This window comes from Rhodococcus sp. 14-2470-1b, from assembly GCF_002259415.1.
GTDB lineage: Bacteria > Actinomycetota > Actinomycetes > Mycobacteriales > Mycobacteriaceae > Rhodococcoides.
Window position 1 is genome coordinate 1 of sequence record NZ_NPFY01000034.1, and the last position, 14,416, is coordinate 14,416.

Annotated in this window: 16 protein-coding genes and 1 pseudogene; 13 read left to right on the forward strand and 4 right to left on the reverse strand. The window is 64.6% G+C overall.

Features of this window, described 5'->3' with window-relative positions; all coding sequences use genetic code 11:
* Positions 1-196 (forward strand): annotated as a pseudogene (locus CH293_RS28285) (hypothetical protein); the annotation flags it as partial.
* On the opposite strand, the gene CH293_RS22835 reads toward CH293_RS28285, so the two are convergent.
* Together CH293_RS22835 and CH293_RS22840 are read right to left on the reverse strand one after the other, a co-directional pair.
* On the reverse strand, positions 185-1,339 hold the full coding sequence (locus CH293_RS22835; protein WP_094721578.1) for an alpha/beta fold hydrolase: 1,155 nt from the start codon (positions 1,337-1,339) through the stop codon (positions 185-187). The pseudogene CH293_RS28285 and the gene CH293_RS22835 overlap by 12 nt on opposite strands.
* 180 nt (positions 1,340-1,519) lie before the next feature.
* Positions 1,520-2,287: a PIG-L family deacetylase gene (locus CH293_RS22840; protein WP_094721579.1), complete on the reverse strand. Its 768-nt coding sequence runs from the start codon at positions 2,285-2,287 to the stop codon at positions 1,520-1,522.
* 199 nt (positions 2,288-2,486) lie between these two features.
* On the opposite strand from CH293_RS22840, the gene CH293_RS22845 reads away from it, so the two are divergent.
* Positions 2,487-2,771 (forward strand): DUF1490 family protein, encoded by a 285-nt coding sequence (locus CH293_RS22845; protein ID WP_019667971.1) that lies wholly within the window; start codon positions 2,487-2,489, stop codon positions 2,769-2,771.
* A gap of 2 nt (positions 2,772-2,773) precedes the next feature.
* Complete coding sequence (locus tag CH293_RS22850) at positions 2,774-5,023, forward strand: cation-translocating P-type ATPase (protein WP_094721580.1); 2,250 nt, start codon at positions 2,774-2,776, stop codon at positions 5,021-5,023.
* Positions 5,024-5,051: 28 nt separating this feature from the next.
* Here CH293_RS22850 and CH293_RS22855 read toward each other — a convergent pair whose 3' ends face one another.
* Both CH293_RS22855 and CH293_RS22860 read right to left on the reverse strand, forming a co-directional pair.
* The gene (locus CH293_RS22855) at positions 5,052-5,348 is read right to left on the reverse strand and encodes a protealysin inhibitor emfourin (RefSeq protein WP_019667969.1); all 297 of its coding nucleotides are present in this window, start codon (positions 5,346-5,348) and stop codon (positions 5,052-5,054) included.
* Positions 5,349-5,365: 17 nt separating this feature from the next.
* On the reverse strand, positions 5,366-6,553 hold the full coding sequence (locus tag CH293_RS22860) for a M4 family metallopeptidase (protein WP_037112714.1): 1,188 nt from the start codon (positions 6,551-6,553) through the stop codon (positions 5,366-5,368).
* 148 nt (positions 6,554-6,701) lie between these two features.
* Here CH293_RS22860 and CH293_RS22865 point away from each other — a divergent pair, with 148 nt between their 5' ends.
* The 10 genes from CH293_RS22865 (at position 6,702) to CH293_RS22910 (ending at position 14,150) form a co-directional block, all read left to right on the forward strand.
* A complete protein-coding gene (locus CH293_RS22865; RefSeq protein WP_217900783.1) occupies positions 6,702-8,363 on the forward strand; it encodes an FAD-binding dehydrogenase in 1,662 nt (553 codons plus the stop codon).
* Positions 8,364-8,501: 138 nt separating this feature from the next.
* Complete coding sequence (locus tag CH293_RS22870) at positions 8,502-8,906, forward strand: nitroreductase family deazaflavin-dependent oxidoreductase (protein WP_094721582.1); 405 nt, start codon at positions 8,502-8,504, stop codon at positions 8,904-8,906.
* A 49-nt stretch (positions 8,907-8,955) separates the two neighbouring features.
* Positions 8,956-9,573 carry a CDP-alcohol phosphatidyltransferase family protein gene (locus tag CH293_RS22875; RefSeq protein WP_094721583.1) on the forward strand — a complete coding sequence of 206 codons (618 nt, stop codon included), beginning with the start codon at positions 8,956-8,958 and terminating at the stop codon, positions 9,571-9,573.
* Between the two features lie 43 nt (positions 9,574-9,616).
* Positions 9,617-10,408 (forward strand): DUF881 domain-containing protein, encoded by a 792-nt coding sequence (locus CH293_RS22880; RefSeq protein ID WP_094721584.1) that lies wholly within the window; start codon positions 9,617-9,619, stop codon positions 10,406-10,408.
* A 131-nt stretch (positions 10,409-10,539) separates the two neighbouring features.
* A complete protein-coding gene (locus tag CH293_RS22885; protein ID WP_094653437.1) occupies positions 10,540-10,854 on the forward strand; it encodes a small basic family protein in 315 nt (104 codons plus the stop codon).
* Positions 10,851-11,621: a DUF881 domain-containing protein gene (locus CH293_RS22890; protein ID WP_037112719.1), complete on the forward strand. Its 771-nt coding sequence runs from the start codon at positions 10,851-10,853 to the stop codon at positions 11,619-11,621. The genes CH293_RS22885 and CH293_RS22890 overlap by 4 nt, the downstream gene beginning before the upstream one ends.
* 51 nt (positions 11,622-11,672) lie before the next feature.
* Entirely contained in the window at positions 11,673-12,077 is a 405-nt protein-coding gene (gene gcvH / locus CH293_RS22895) for a glycine cleavage system protein GcvH (protein WP_037112720.1), read from the forward strand.
* Positions 12,078-12,328: 251 nt separating this feature from the next.
* Positions 12,329-12,826 carry a glycogen accumulation regulator GarA gene (gene garA / locus CH293_RS22900; RefSeq protein ID WP_019667960.1) on the forward strand — a complete coding sequence of 166 codons (498 nt, stop codon included), beginning with the start codon at positions 12,329-12,331 and terminating at the stop codon, positions 12,824-12,826.
* Entirely contained in the window at positions 12,823-13,560 is a 738-nt protein-coding gene (locus tag CH293_RS22905) for a MerR family transcriptional regulator (protein WP_094721585.1), read from the forward strand. The genes garA and CH293_RS22905 overlap by 4 nt, the downstream gene beginning before the upstream one ends.
* Positions 13,561-13,676: 116 nt before the next feature.
* Complete coding sequence (locus CH293_RS22910) at positions 13,677-14,150, forward strand: bifunctional nuclease family protein (RefSeq protein WP_026348282.1); 474 nt, start codon at positions 13,677-13,679, stop codon at positions 14,148-14,150.
* Positions 14,151-14,416 lie beyond the last annotated feature (266 nt).

A 14,416-nucleotide genomic window follows, 5' to 3' on the forward strand; every position in this document is an offset into this window, starting at 1 on the left:
GCTGCCGGGCATCGTCGAACAGACGCCGGTGTCCTACGCGGGCTCGGATTTCGAACGTGACACTCTCGCCGTGATCTACGGCGGGGCAACGGGAACCGCCCCCGAGGACGTTCCCTCCTGGGTCACATCAGCGACAGCGCCCGCACTCCGAGGCGCCGAAGTCCGGATGAGTGCAGCCGGAAACTCACCGCGGTGATACCTCACCCCGCTCGGTGGGGTCGGGTCCGGCCGAGGACTTCCACGCGCGCGAACTGCTGGCGTCGACCATCGGCACGACCCGCGTCGTGATCGCCGAGTTGTACGTGTCGGCGGCCTGACGCGGATTGGCGTGACCGGTACCCGGCATGCGGACCACGCGGAGGTTCCCGTCAGGCCCACCCGATCGCTCGAACAGAATGCGCTGGGAATAGTCGACGTCGACCACGTTGTCCGCAGCCCCGTCCCGCGGACGCAAGAACACGATCGCCGGAGCGGTCTTGCCGTCGACTTCGTCCGACAACGCGTCGAGGTTGTCCAGCGCACCCGAGGCGACAATTGTCTTGAACTGCGATTCGATGAAACCGTTGCTGGCCGCCGACGGATTCAACACCTTGTCGCGCATCACTTCGTCGAACGCCGAAGCAGCCTCCCCCCACTCGATATGCGGGAGCCACGACGACTGCCTGTCCACGAACCTGTCCTGTCGCGCAGCCATCTCGACGATCGTCCGTAGCGATCGGCTCTCACGCGCCCCCGGTAACCATCCGATCCACCGCAGCAAGTCCTCGCCCGCGTCTCGACTGGCCTCTCGAACAGCGTGCAAGTCGACCGGTGTGCAATCGAGCACGACACCCCCCACGGTCTTGTCGGAGTCCTCGTACAGATGCTGCGCAGCCTCGAGTGCGACGACTCCACCCATGCTGTGTCCGACGAGAACGATGTTGCTCACTCCCACAGCAGTTGCGCGTCTGTCGATGAGGTCGCTGATCACCCGCGTGTCGAGGCCACGATTGTCGTACCGAACGGACCAGACCCGGCCGAGGTCCGCCAACGCAGGCAGAGTCGCCGCCGTGGGCGCCGCATCGAGATTACCCAAGCCGACCAGGTCCACGACAGCCGTCGTGGCGTCCGCAGGATCACGTGGCCCGTAGATCTCGTCGATGCTCGGGCGGGTGTCGGCGAGGCGCCGTTGCTCCGGCGCGACATCGACACGCCAGTACACACCGAACAGGAGGAGCAATGGAATCGACGCGAGCGACACGCGAAGCAGGCACCGACGCGTTCTCCCCAGTACTCGCCACTCGCGTCCCCATCGAGTCTCGATCAACCGCGCCTTCCGGCGCTCGTCGTCCCAGTCCACGGGAAGAATCTCCGGTTCGTTTCTCGACCGACGCCCCCACGTCGAGTCCTGATCAGATACATCGTCCACCGTACGCGCCGATGTCCCGACCGCACCCGGTCCAAGAACGCGGTCGACTCGATACCCGATGCGCTGCAGAGTGATTCGACTGTCGACGCGGTGTGCTGCTACGACGGAATCCTAACTAGGCAGGAACGGATCCCTCGTGGGGTCGACCCCGACGGGCGCTCGATGAACGAACCACTCGGTACCGAGCGCTTCCAGACGAGTCGCAACGTCCATGTTCGCGAACTGCGACGCACCACCACCGCGTTCGATCTCGGAACGGTGTTGGCTGAACGCCGACCACTTGGTGTCGAACCAGGCGCTGACGTCGATCGCCAGGTCGACGTCACTGTCGGCAATGCCGGGGACTCCTGGCCCGGGGGCCGGGGCCGCCGTCCCGAACAGGGTCTGCCACTTCGACTCGATGGCGGTTCGAGGAAAAGTCGCGAAGCACAGATGGGCCGGACGCCACGGCTCGCCGGCCTCGGGAAACAGCTGCTCGTAACCGGACGCCTCGAACGCAGCCAGTGTCACCCTGTGCGCGTGAACATGATCCGGATGCCCGTAAGACCCGAATCCGTCGTAGGTGACCACGATGTCGGGCCGAAACGATCGTATGTGCGCAACCAGTTTGCCGACCGCCTCGTCGAACGGCGCAGCGCAGAAGAGAACACCGCCTGACAGGGCGTTGTCGGTGTAGCCGAGCAAGCGAGGTTCACCAGCACCCAGAATCTCGAGAGAACGGCGCAGTTCCTCGACACGTTCCTCGCCGTCACGCCACGTACACGTCACCACGGCTGTGCGTGCACCCGCCGCAGCGCTTCGCGCCAGAATCCCGCCGGTGAACAGTCCCTCGTCGTCGGGATGAGCGTGAACGCACAGGACACTGGGAACGCTGGGCACATCCGAAGAATATCCCCACCCGTCCGGTGCGCGTCCCCGACCGAGAATGTCGGCCGACAGATCACAACACCGCGAAGCGCCGCTTGTGCACGATCCAGTCCGCAGGGTATCCCCGCATGCGTCGATGCGCACGTTCGCACACGAGAAACGCCAGCACACGGGTGGGACAGCACGCCTACGCCGGTCATATAGTGAACGAATGGCATTCCAGATACTTCTGTCGAAGGCACTGACCACCGTCGTCACGGGAGCAGTCGGCGTCGCGGCGTACAACGGCGCAAGAACCTTGATCGCGAAAGCACCCATCAGGGGAGCGGCTGTGACCGCAACCGAGTGGGGCCTTCGCGGTGTGCGCAAGGCCGAGGAGGGTGCCGAGTCGGCACGTCTGCAGGTATCGGACGTCGTCGCCGAGGCCAAGGAACGACTCGGGGAAGAAGTTCCGCCGCCCGCTGTCGGCGAGACCGGTCACGGACACAGCCACTGACCGTGGCGACCGAATCCGACGTCATCGACTTCGCCCCGAACCGGGCGGGCAACAGCACATCGGCAGCAACGTCGTCGGCTGACATTCGTGTGCTGTCCGACGCGGCAGGACGAATCAGATTGGACGTTCCCTGGCTCCGTTCGAGCCCGGGCCGGGCAGTGGCAATCGAGAACGCCCTCGACAAAGTGGTCGGTGTCCGTGCAGCGCATGCATATCCGCGTACCGGCTCCGTCGTGGTGTGGGTGTCTCGTACTCGGGTCGACCGCTATGCCGTGATCGCCGCGGTCCAGGAGGGCAAGTCGACGGCTCGGTCCGCCGTGCCGGACCGCACACCACGGTCCGCCGACATCGCCAGCGCCGAAGTTCTCCGCATGGCCGTCGGCGGCGCCGCGCTGGTTCTGCTGGGCATCCGTCGCTACGGACTCGGACGTCCACCGATTCTGGGTCCCACCAGTCGGCTCGTGGCCACGGGAGCCACCGTCTTCACCGGATACCCGTTCCTGAAGGGTGCCCTCCGGTCGATCACGGGGAACAAGGGCGCAGGCACCGACGCTCTGGTGTCGGCCGCGACCGTAGCCAGCTTGGTTCTGCGCGAGAACGTCGTCGCACTGACCGTCCTCTGGTTGCTCAACATCGGTGAGTATCTGCAGGAGTTGACCCTTCGGCGGACCAGACGCGCCATTGCCGACCTCCTCGGCGGGACTCAGGACACCGCATGGATACGGTTGGCCGACGGCAGTGAGATCTCCGTCGACACCGAGTCCTTGACCGTCGGCGACGAGGTCGTCGTGTACGACCACGTGGCATCCCCGGTCGACGGCATCGTCGTCGACGGTGAATCCATCGTCGATCAATCGGCCATCACCGGAGAAACGCTGCCCGTGTCCGTCGTTCCGGGCGCACGCATTCACGCCGGATCGGTCGTCGTACGCGGACGCCTCGTCGTACGCGCCACTGCCGTCGGCAAGGACACCGCAATCGGCCGCATCATCTCGCGGGTGGAAGAAGCTCAGGAAGATCGAGCACCGATTCAGACCGTCGGCGAGAACTTCTCGCGGCGCTTCGTGCCGACGTCCTTCCTGCTCTCGGCTCTCACGCTGATCGTCACACGGGATGTGCGGCGCGCCATGACAATGCTGCTCGTTGCGTGTCCCTGTGCAGTCGGTCTGTCCACACCCACCGCTATCAGTGCGGCCATCGGAAACGGTGCCCGCCGCGGCATCCTCATCAAGGGCGGGTCGCACCTCGAACTTGCCGGCCGCGTCGACGCTGTCGTGTTCGACAAGACCGGCACGCTCACAGTCGGCCGACCGGTTGTGACCAATGTAGTTGCCTTCGCCGACGATTGGCTCCCGGAACAGGTCCTGGCGTACGCCGCGAGCTCCGAGATCCACTCACGACATCCTCTGGCCGAAGCCGTCATTCGCTCCACCGAAGAGCGTCACATCGAAATTCCTCCACACGAAGAATGCGAGGTGCTCGTCGGACTGGGAATGAGGACATGGGCCGACGGACGGACCTTGCTTCTCGGAAGTCCGTCCCTGCTCAGGAGCGAGAACGTCGAGGTGTCCGAAGACGCCGCATCGTGGGTGAAGAAACTGCAGCGCCAAGCCGAAACGCCGCTTCTGCTCGCGGTCGACGGAACCCTCGTCGGGCTTATCAGTCTGCGCGACGAAGTCCGCCCCGAAGCGCTGAACGTGCTGACTCGGCTGCGCGCAGACGGCGTCGAACGCATCATCATGCTGACCGGCGACCACCAGGACACCGCAGCTGCAGTCGCTGCGGAACTCGGTATCACCGAGTGGCGAGCAGAGGTCATGCCGGAGGACAAACTGACGGTCGTTCACGATCTTCAGCAGCAAGGTCACATCGTGGCAATGGTGGGAGACGGGACCAACGATGCGCCTGCACTGGCGGCCGCCGACATCGGCATCGCGATGGGTCTCGCCGGAACCGACGTCGCCGTGGAAACTGCCGATGTTGCACTGGCCAGCGATGATCTGAATCGCCTCCTGGACGTTCGTGACCTCGGCGGACACGCAGTCGACGTGATCCAGCAGAACTACGGCATGTCCATCGCGGTGAACGCGGTCGGATTGCTCGTCAGTGCTGCCGGCGGATTGTCACCGGTCCTGGCCGCGATACTGCACAACGCATCGTCCGTCGCCGTCGTGGCCAACAGCTCCAGGCTGATCACCTACCGGATGGATCCCCCGGGGTCGACGGGCCGGGTAGCGCGCCCGGCCACCTGAACCTCACCGGCTGCCCGAACTGAGACAATCAGGGTGTCCGACCCTCGCGCAGCGTGCGTTGCGCGAGGGTGCGGAGCGCCCCGGTGATCGACGAATCACCCAGACGGCACGTCGTGTCGTCCACCGACACAGTCCATTCGAACGCGTCCCGACGCCTCGACGCGCTCCCGGATCGGTCTTCGGTGGACGTGAGCATCGGCCGTGCCTGTTCGACGAGTTCCTGCCACTCGCGCACCGATGCGTCGTCGTCCAGCACATCGGTGTCGATCTGTGCTCGGCGAGTGAGGCCGGCCACGCCACCTACACGAACGACTTCGATGAACATGCCACCGTCCTCACGTCTCAGACTCGACGCGTGGACGACTCCGCCGGTTCCTGCGCGTCCACGACCACTCCCACGGTAGCCCAACCTGCGGCAACGGCCCGGTGAACATCGGACTCGGCGCCGTAACGCGTGACTGCCGCAGACACCGTGGCTGCTGCGAACCCTTCGAAATCGACGGTCGACGGCAACGACGAATCGGTGGCGACGTCGAACCACACCTGCCCCGCCCTGTCCCACGCCGGTCCGCCGAGCGCCCTGGCTGCAGACGCGAATGCGCGGTTGGGGATGGACGAGTTGATGTGGACACCTCCGTTGTCTGCCGTGGTCTCGACGTACCCGTCCATGTCCTTCGGTTGAGGGTCTCGCCCGAGGATGTCGTCGTCGTAGGCCGTGCCAGGGTCGATCATCGACCGAAGCGCCCGTCCCTCGACCGCAGGGAGAAACAGACCCTCTCCCACGAGCCACGATGCAGTCTTCGCGTCCTGCTTCGACGAATACTGTTCCACGAGAACGCCGAACACGTCCGACAGAGACTCGTTGAGCGCGCCCGCTTGGCCGAAGTACTCGAGCGCGGAAGTGTACTGAGTGAAACCGTGCGTCAGTTCATGGGCGATGACGCTGAGCGAGGCAGTGAACCGGCCGAACACTTCGCCGTCCCCGTCTCCGAACACCATTCGCTCGCCATCCCAGAACGCGTTGTCGTAGTCGCGGTCGAAATGCACGGTGGCGGAGAGGGGGAGGCCCTTTCCATCGAGACTTTCGTAGCCGTACACCTCCCGAAAGAAGGCGAACGTGGTGCCGAGGCCGTCGTAGGCCTCGTCGACCGAGACGTCCCCGGAGGCGGGCTCACCCTCGGACCTGACGAGGCGGCCGGGTAGCGCGTCACGGTTCTGCGCATCGTGGATCGACCGAACCGGACCCTCGGCAGCTGCGGCCGAGGAGGCGCGAACGGGGGACCGCAGGGGAGAACGTCCACGCGCGAGCTGACGGTCGATGGCGAGGGTGCGTGCCGCGCTCGACGACGCATGGTCTGCCACCACTCCCTGGCCGCGGCCGGACGACGCGCTCTCCGCGATCCGCTCCAGCAGGAACGGCGGTACGACCGTTCGCAGCTGCGAGGACGGGAAAGTGCCTGAGCCGAAGACGTTTCGGTTGAAGGGTGAACCAGAACCGGATTCCGAGGACGAGTTGGATTCGATTGCCACACGAGCACCTTCCAGTCGAGTTCCGTAGACACTAGACGACGGCTACGACATCGTGTGGTCGCGCGATCCGACGGCCGGGTTAGAGTCGAGGCCGACATCGAAGTGATCGCCGACACAGGTGAGCATCCAGGACTCGGGGGCAACAGTGGTGAACGGAACCGCCAAATCGACACGCACCGCCGATGCGATAGTAGTCGGGGGTGGACTGGCGGGCCTTGTCGCCGCAGCCGAATTGGTCGACAAGGGAAAACGGGTGATCCTGGTCGATCAGGAAAACGAAGCCAACCTGGGTGGGCAGGCATTCTGGTCTTTCGGCGGCCTCTTCTTCGTCGACAGCCCCGAGCAGCGGAGACTGGGAATCAAGGACTCCTATGACCTCGCTCTCCAGGACTGGATGGGTACTGCGGGTTTCGACAGAGAAGAGGATCTGTGGCCGCGACGGTGGGCGCAGGCGTACGTGGAGTTCGCCGCGGGCGAGAAGCGTAGCTGGCTGCGACAGCGAGGGTTGAAGATATTCCCTCTCGTCGGGTGGGCCGAACGAGGTGGTTACGGGCCGGACGGTCACGGCAACTCCGTGCCGAGATTCCACATCACCTGGGGGACCGGTCCCGCTCTCGTCGACATGTTCGCCGCCACGGTGCGCGACGGCGCCGACCGCGGGTTGGTCGACTTCGCGTTCCGTCACCGCGTCGACGAGATTCTCGTGAGCGACGGTGTGGCGACAGGAGTCCGAGGGTCGGTGTTGGAGCCGTCGGACGTCGCTCGAGGCGTTCCGTCGTCGCGGCTCGCGGTCGGCGAGTTCGAGTTCACTGCCGGTGCAATCGTCGTGACCTCCGGTGGGATAGGCGCGAACTGGGATCTGGTCAAGAAGAACTGGCCGGCGCGCCTCGGCAACCCACCGCAGCACATGTTGACGGGCGTTCCCGCGCACGTGGACGGTCGGATGCTCGAGATCAGCCGTCGTGCGGGAGCCAGCCTCATCAACTCCGACCGGATGTGGCACTACACGGAAGGAATCACCAACTACGACTCGGTGTGGCCGAACCACGGAATCAGGATCCTGCCCGGGCCGTCGTCGTTGTGGCTCGACGCGACCGGCAAGCAGCTCCCCGCGCCGCTATTTCCCGGGTTCGACACGCTCGGCACCCTCGAACACATCGTCCGTACCGGATACGACTACTCGTGGTTCGTGCTCGATCAGAAGATCATCGAGAAGGAGTTCGGGCTCTCGGGCCAGGAACAGAATCCCGACCTGACGGGCCGGAGCGTGCGCAAGCTGCTCGAGCGCGTTCGGCCCGGTGCGCCCGGTCCCGTGGAAGCGTTCAAGCGTCGCGGAGTGGACTTCGTGGTCGCGGACTCCGTGCGTGAGCTGGTCGCGGGCATGAACAAGATCGGATCGGTCGATCTGGACGCGGACGCCATCGAGGCCACATTGATCGCCCGAGACAGAGAGATGGTCAACGGTTTCAGCAAGGACCTGTCGGTGTCGGTCATTCATGCTGCACGCAAGTACAAAGGCGACAAGGTCGTCCGCATAGCAAGTCCGCATCGACTCCTGGATCCGGCGTCGGGCCCGTTGATCGCGGTCAAGCTGCACTTGCTCACGAGGAAAACCCTCGGCGGACTCGAAACCGATCTCGATTCACGGGTGTTGCGCACCGACGGAACGCCGTTCGACGGATTGTTCGCGGCCGGCGAGGTCGCCGGCTTCGGCGGCGGCGGTGTCCACGGATACCGTTCGCTGGAAGGCACATTCCTCGGCGGCTGCATCTTCTCGGGCCGCGCGGCCGGACGCGCCGCTGCACGGTGACGTCGACCGTCCGCCCCGCGGTAGGACTGTGCGAACGGAGTTTCCGGCATCGACTCCGGCGGTAGGGTAGTCACACTGGACAGCGGACGCGGTGGCGGCGGATCACCGTGGACGACAGCAGCGACGTCAGGAGAACCGATGCCGGATTTCAACGATCAGGTCGTTGCGGAGTTCCGTGCCAATCACGGTAAGGTCGGTGGCCCCTTCGAGGGCGCGCCGCTGCTGTTGCTACATACCGTCGGCGCGAAATCCGGTGCGGACAGGCTCAGCCCTCTCATGTACCTTCCCGACGGTGATCGGTACGTCATCTTCGCCTCCAAGGCAGGGGCGGACACCAACCCGGCGTGGTACCACAACATTCTCGCCAACCCGGCCGCACGGATCGAGGTGGGAGACGACACGTTCGATGTCGTGGCCCAGGAAATCCGAGGCGACGAACGCGACGCCCTGTACCGGAAGCAGGCGGAGCTGTACTCGGGATTCGCCGATTACGAGAAGAAGACCACGCGCGTCATACCGGTGGTTGCGCTCTCGGCGTCGTGATTGCACGTTCGCCTGCACAGGTGGTCGACAGCGGGAACGGAGGTGATCGGTGAGCGGCGTCAACGAGGACGGAGTTCTGAGCGACCGCGTGCTCACGCTCCCCAACGCCTTGAGCGTGATTCGGCTACTGCTGATCCCGCTGTTTCTCTACCTGCTCTTAGGTTCGCAATCCGACGGATGGGCTCTCGTCGTGTTGTTGACCAGCGGTGCCACCGACTGGCTCGACGGCAAACTTGCCCGTGTTCTGGACCAGTCGTCACGGCTCGGCGCGTTGCTCGATCCTCTCGTCGACCGTCTCTCGGTCGTTACGGCCCTGGCCGCCTTCGTCGTCCGCGGGATCATTCCATGGTGGGTCGCGGTGATTCTCGTCGGCCGGGATCTTGTTCTCGCCGGCACCATGTTCATCTATCGCCGACGTGGTCTGCCGCCACCCGAGGTGATCTACCTGGGCAAAGCCGCCACCTTCGTCATCATGATCACTCTCCCGGTGCTGCTCGCTTCCACGGGTGATTCCGCAGTCGCGGATCTGTTGTGGCCTGTCGGCGCGGCACTGCTCGTCTGGGGGACCGCGCTGTACGTGTGGACTGGCGGCCTGTACGTGTACAAAGCCGCATTGGTCGCTAGGCACACGGCGCCACCCACACGTGAGGAAACACGCAGTGCGTGAACCGGTTTCTCGAAACCCAGTTCCGTCACTGCTCCGCTCGCTGATGTCCGAGCACCTCGACCCCGGTTACGCCGCAGCGGCGGCGTCCCGGCGCGAATCGACCCGCGGCGGCAAAGACATCGCGATGCTGGTGCTCGGTGCCGTACTGGTCGGTTGCGTGTTCGGCATCGCGCTGTCCCAAGTTCTCGACACCTCCGGTGGCGAGTCTCGGCAGGACACCCTCCACCGTGTCCGGGACGCCGAATCGCGCGCAGCGGACCTCGATTCCATCCGACAGGACCTCAGCGCGCAGGTGGACCGCGCACGCGACGACGCACTCAGGAACGACGATCGCGGCGCAGCAGTCCTCACCGATCTGCGCGCGCTCGAAGTAGCCGCAGGCGCCGACAGTGCGACGGGACCCGGAATAGTGGTGACGGTCGCCGAACCGCCCGCACCGTCGGACCTGTCCGACGTGTCCGTTCCCGTTCGAGGTTCATCGGATTCAGCCGTGCTGGACCGAGATCTCCAGACAGTGGTGAATTCGCTGTGGGTCAGCGGAGCCGAAGCAATCGCCGTCGACGACGTTCGGATCGGTCCGGGAGTCACGATCCGCCAAGCAGGTGGTGCCATGCTCGTGGACAACCGGCCGGTGTTCTCGCCTTACACGGTCACTGCGATCGGGTCGCCGACGCGCCTGGAGGCACAGTTCTCGGTCAGTGATGCATACCTACGTATTGCCGGTCTCGCCCAGCTCTATCGAATCGGTTTCGAGATACGCTCCTCGGACTCTCTGAGCGTGCCCCCCGCAGTCGTGCGTGCAGTCGGCACATCCGGACAGGAAGCAGGACGTTGAGCGACCACGAGCAGGCCGCGAATCATCGCGCGGACAAAAAGGACACAGGCGATTCGACCACCGTCGAAGACCGTGATCGGCGGCGTTCTCCGAGCCGAGGGTCCGGACTGCTGGTGTTGGCGGCGGTAGCGATGATCGTGGGAATCGTCATCGGGTCGGTGTCCGGCCCGGAGGTCCCCGTCGGCGTCGCACCGTACCTTCCGATCGCTGTCGTTGCCGCACTCGATGCGGTGTTCGGCGGCGTACGTGCGTTTCTCGACGGAATCTTCGACGCCAAGGTCTTCGTCGTGTCCTTCGTGTTCAACGTCCTCGTCGCGGGGCTGATCGTCTGGCTCGGTGACCAACTGGGCGTAGGTACGCAACTGTCGACTGCCATCGTCGTCGTACTGGGCATCAGAATCTTCGGCAACGCCGCAGCTCTCCGTCGACGACTGTTCGGCGCGTGAGCGAGCGAATGAACACCCGGTCCGCACAGGCTTCCGACGGACGGCACAGATTCCGACGGAAGGGCTCGTCCCGCGCGTTCGGCGCCCTCGCCGTCCTGTTGATGGCGGTTCTGGGAATAGGGATCGTGGTGCAGGTCAGGGAGACGGACAGCGGTGATGCACTCGATGCTGCCCGACCGGCGGATCTCCTGGTCGTCCTCGACAACGTCGGTAGGCGAGAGGCCGCGCTGCGCAGCGAAATCGCCGAGTTACAGACCACACTGTCTGCGCTGCAGCAGTCCGACGGCGGATCGGGCGCTGCCCTCGCCGAGGCGCAGGACCGGCTTGCGTCGTTGTCCATTCAGGTCGGCACCGTTGCGGCCACCGGTCCGGGTGTCACCGTCACCGTGACAGATCCGGACACGGGGGTCGGATCCGAAGTTCTGCTCGACGCGCTGCAGGAACTGCGGGCGGCGGGAGCGGAAGCTGTGCAGCTCTCCGGCGGTGGACAGCCGCCCATCCGCATCGGCGTCGATTCGTGGATCGCGGGCAAACCGGGTGGTGTGATCGTCGACGGTCGACCCACGACCGCGCCCTTCGTGTTCTCCGCAATCGGTGACCCGGCGACACTGGCCGCAGCGCTCGACATCCCCGGCGGTGTCGTGGACACGGTGTCTCGCTTCGGCGGACGGTGCGACATAGCTCAGTCTCCGCAGGTGAGTGTCTCCGCCTTGCGGGATCTGCGGTCACCTCAATACTCTCAGCCCGGAAACCAGCCGGGAAACTAGTGTGGACGTCGGTGCGCCAGCACCTGCCCTCCTCGAAAGGACAGCCGAACAGTGACCGACACCGAGCCCTCGGGCGACTTGCTCTACACCCCGGAACACGAATGGGTTCAGCGGATCAGCCCCACCGCCGTACGAATCGGAATCACCGATTACGCACAGGAACAGCTCGGTGACGTGGTGTTCGTTCAGCTGCCGTCGATCGGGGACGACGTGACGGCCGGATCGTCGCTCGGCGAGGTCGAGTCGACCAAGAGTGTCTCCGACGTCTTCTCGCCCCTCACCGCGAAAGTCATTGCAGTCAACGCAGATCTGGATACGTCCCCGGAGAAGGTCAACTCGGGGCCGTACTCGGACGGGTGGCTCGTGGAGCTCGAGACAGAGACATCGGAGGCATTGGACGCGTCGCTGTCTCAGATGCTCGATGCCGCCGGATATGCTGGAATTACGGCTGAGTAACCACACGCGAACGCAGCGTGAGCAACCGTATGCGTCCGCGCGGGCGGGCAAGGTACGGTTTGTGTAGCTGCACGCGTGGTTGCCGTGGCGAGTCGGCTGCGCCGTGGTGGCCTGTAGTCCCTTCCGGGGCAACCGTGGGTTGCCAATCGGCTGAGGCGACGTAGGTCCGCAAGAAGTACAGAACGTGCAATTTGGTTACTGCGTAACTCGGGTGCAATCGACCCGGGCGATCGGACTGAGAAGGAGAAACGGTGAGCGAGAACGACAACGACGGCATCTACGGAGAGTCGCCGGCGGAAACCACTTCGGTTTTTCGTGCAGACTTCCTCCAGGAGCTGGACAACTCGGCGACCAGCCAGAGCTCCGAGGCTCCGGTGTCGGGCGTGGAAGGCTTGCCGGTCGGTTCGGCTCTTCTCGTCGTCAAGCGCGGACCCAATGCCGGGTCGAGGTTCCTGCTCGATCAGCCGACGACCTCGGCGGGACGCCATCCCGACAGCGACATCTTCCTCGACGATGTCACCGTGTCTCGTCGCCACGCCGAGTTTCGCCAGGAAGAGGACTCCTTCCAGGTCGTCGACGTCGGCAGTCTGAACGGCACCTACGTCAACCGCGAGCCTGTCGATTCGGCAGTCCTTGCCAACGGTGACGAGGTCCAGATCGGCAAGTTCCGTCTCGTGTTCCTCACCGGCCCACGCGCGGGTGCCGATGCACCTGCAGGCGATTCGTCGGCGGGTGCAGGCAGCCAGTGACCGCCGTCGGGCAGCAGTCTCCCGGGGGGATGTCGATAGGCTCCGTCCTGGATCGACTTCGGCCCGACTTTCCCGACGTCACGATCTCCAAGATCAGGTTCCTCGAGGCAGAGGGCCTGATCTCCCCGGAGCGCACGCCGTCGGGATACCGGAGATTCTCCGTTGCGGATTGCGAGCGTCTTCGGTATGTCCTCACTGCTCAACGAGATCAGTATCTGCCGCTCAAGGTGATCAAGGAGCAGTTGGAGGCGATCGACAGTGGGGTGGCACGCGTCGAGAGCGCTGAGCCCGCACCGCGAAAGCCGCGCGCTCTGTCGATCGCTCCGGGTGAGGTGTCTCCCGAGGAGTTCCTCGTCGACCGGGAAGTGCGTGTGTCCAAGGTGGACCTGCTCGAACGTGCGGGAATCGACGACACCTTTCTGACGGAGTTACTGCGCGCAGGGCTCGTGGTTCCCGGCCAAGCCGGGTTCTACGACGAGGGCTCCGTGATTCTGGCTCGAACAGCACATGCGATGTCGCGCTTCGGCCTGGAAGTGCGGCATCTGCGGGCGTTCAAGTTGGCAGCCGACCGCGAGGCGGGTCTGGTTGCTCAGATCGCGGGTCCCGTCGCAAAGGGCCGAGATGCCGGTGCACGCGACCGCGCGGAAGAAATGATTCGCGAATTGGCTGCGTTGTCGTTGACCCTGCATACCTGTCTGGTCAAAGCAGCGGTGCGCGGCGCGCTGGACAAATGACCTGACGCAGAACCGTGGGTGGCGCCGCATGGTCATCGATTCCAATAGAATCGGCTGTAGTCGGGTCGAGCCACAGCCGGGGCCGAATCTTCAAGCGCATGTGGGAGGCAATCGCCATGAGTGAAATGCGTGTAGTCGGTATTCGCGTGGAACAGCCGCAGAACCAACCTGTGCTTCTGCTCCGCGAGTCCGACGGTGAGCGTTACCTGCCCATCTGGATCGGGCAGACAGAGGCTGCGGCGATCGCGCTGGAACAGCAGGGTGTGCAGCCTGCTCGTCCCTTGACGCACGACCTGATCAAGGAGCTGATCGGTGCCCTGGGACACCGCCTGAAGGAAGTGAGAATCGTCGACCTGCAAGAGGGCACCTTCTACGCGGATCTGGTGTTCGACAAGGACATCCGCGTGTCGGCACGTCCGTCGGATTCGGTCGCGATCGCCCTCCGAGTCGGCGTGCCGATCATCGCCGAAGAACCCGTTCTGGCAGAAGCCGGTCTGCTCATGCCGGACGAGCGTGAGGACGAGGTGGAGAAGTTCAAGGAGTTTCTCGAGTCCGTCTCGCCCGATGATTTCAAAGCGACGGACGGCTGACACCCCGCGTTGGTAACGGAAGAGTCTCAACCTCAACTTTAGGTTCAGGTTTACGGCGCGTTGCGTTGACCTTGCCTCGGTGGACCCATAGCGTTCCCGTCGTGAGGTAAGCAGTCCTCGATCGTGTGTCGCGCGTCCCTACCTGGGCGTAGTCTGGCTCTCGAACGCGGAGTGGAACTTCACGCGAGAACACCGCCGGGATTCGTCCCGGTCGACCTGGGCCAACCGGGACGTACGCAGTGTCGAGACATCCGAAGAGGGAGCAG

Excerpts from the sequence above, each read along its gene's own strand:
- CH293_RS22910 (WP_026348282.1), top strand. The coding sequence starts at position 13,677 with ATGAGTGAAATGCGTGTAGTCGGTATTCGCGTGGAACAGCCGCAGAAC.
- CH293_RS22880 (WP_094721584.1), top strand. The coding sequence starts at position 9,617 with ATGTCCGAGCACCTCGACCCCGGTTACGCCGCAGCGGCGGCGTCCCGG.
- CH293_RS22845 (WP_019667971.1), top strand. The coding sequence starts at position 2,487 with ATGGCATTCCAGATACTTCTGTCGAAGGCACTGACCACCGTCGTCACG.
- CH293_RS22885 (WP_094653437.1), top strand. The coding sequence starts at position 10,540 with ATGATCGTGGGAATCGTCATCGGGTCGGTGTCCGGCCCGGAGGTCCCC.
- CH293_RS22855 (WP_019667969.1), bottom strand. The coding sequence starts at position 5,348 with ATGTTCATCGAAGTCGTTCGTGTAGGTGGCGTGGCCGGCCTCACTCGC.
- CH293_RS22870 (WP_094721582.1), top strand. The coding sequence starts at position 8,502 with ATGCCGGATTTCAACGATCAGGTCGTTGCGGAGTTCCGTGCCAATCAC.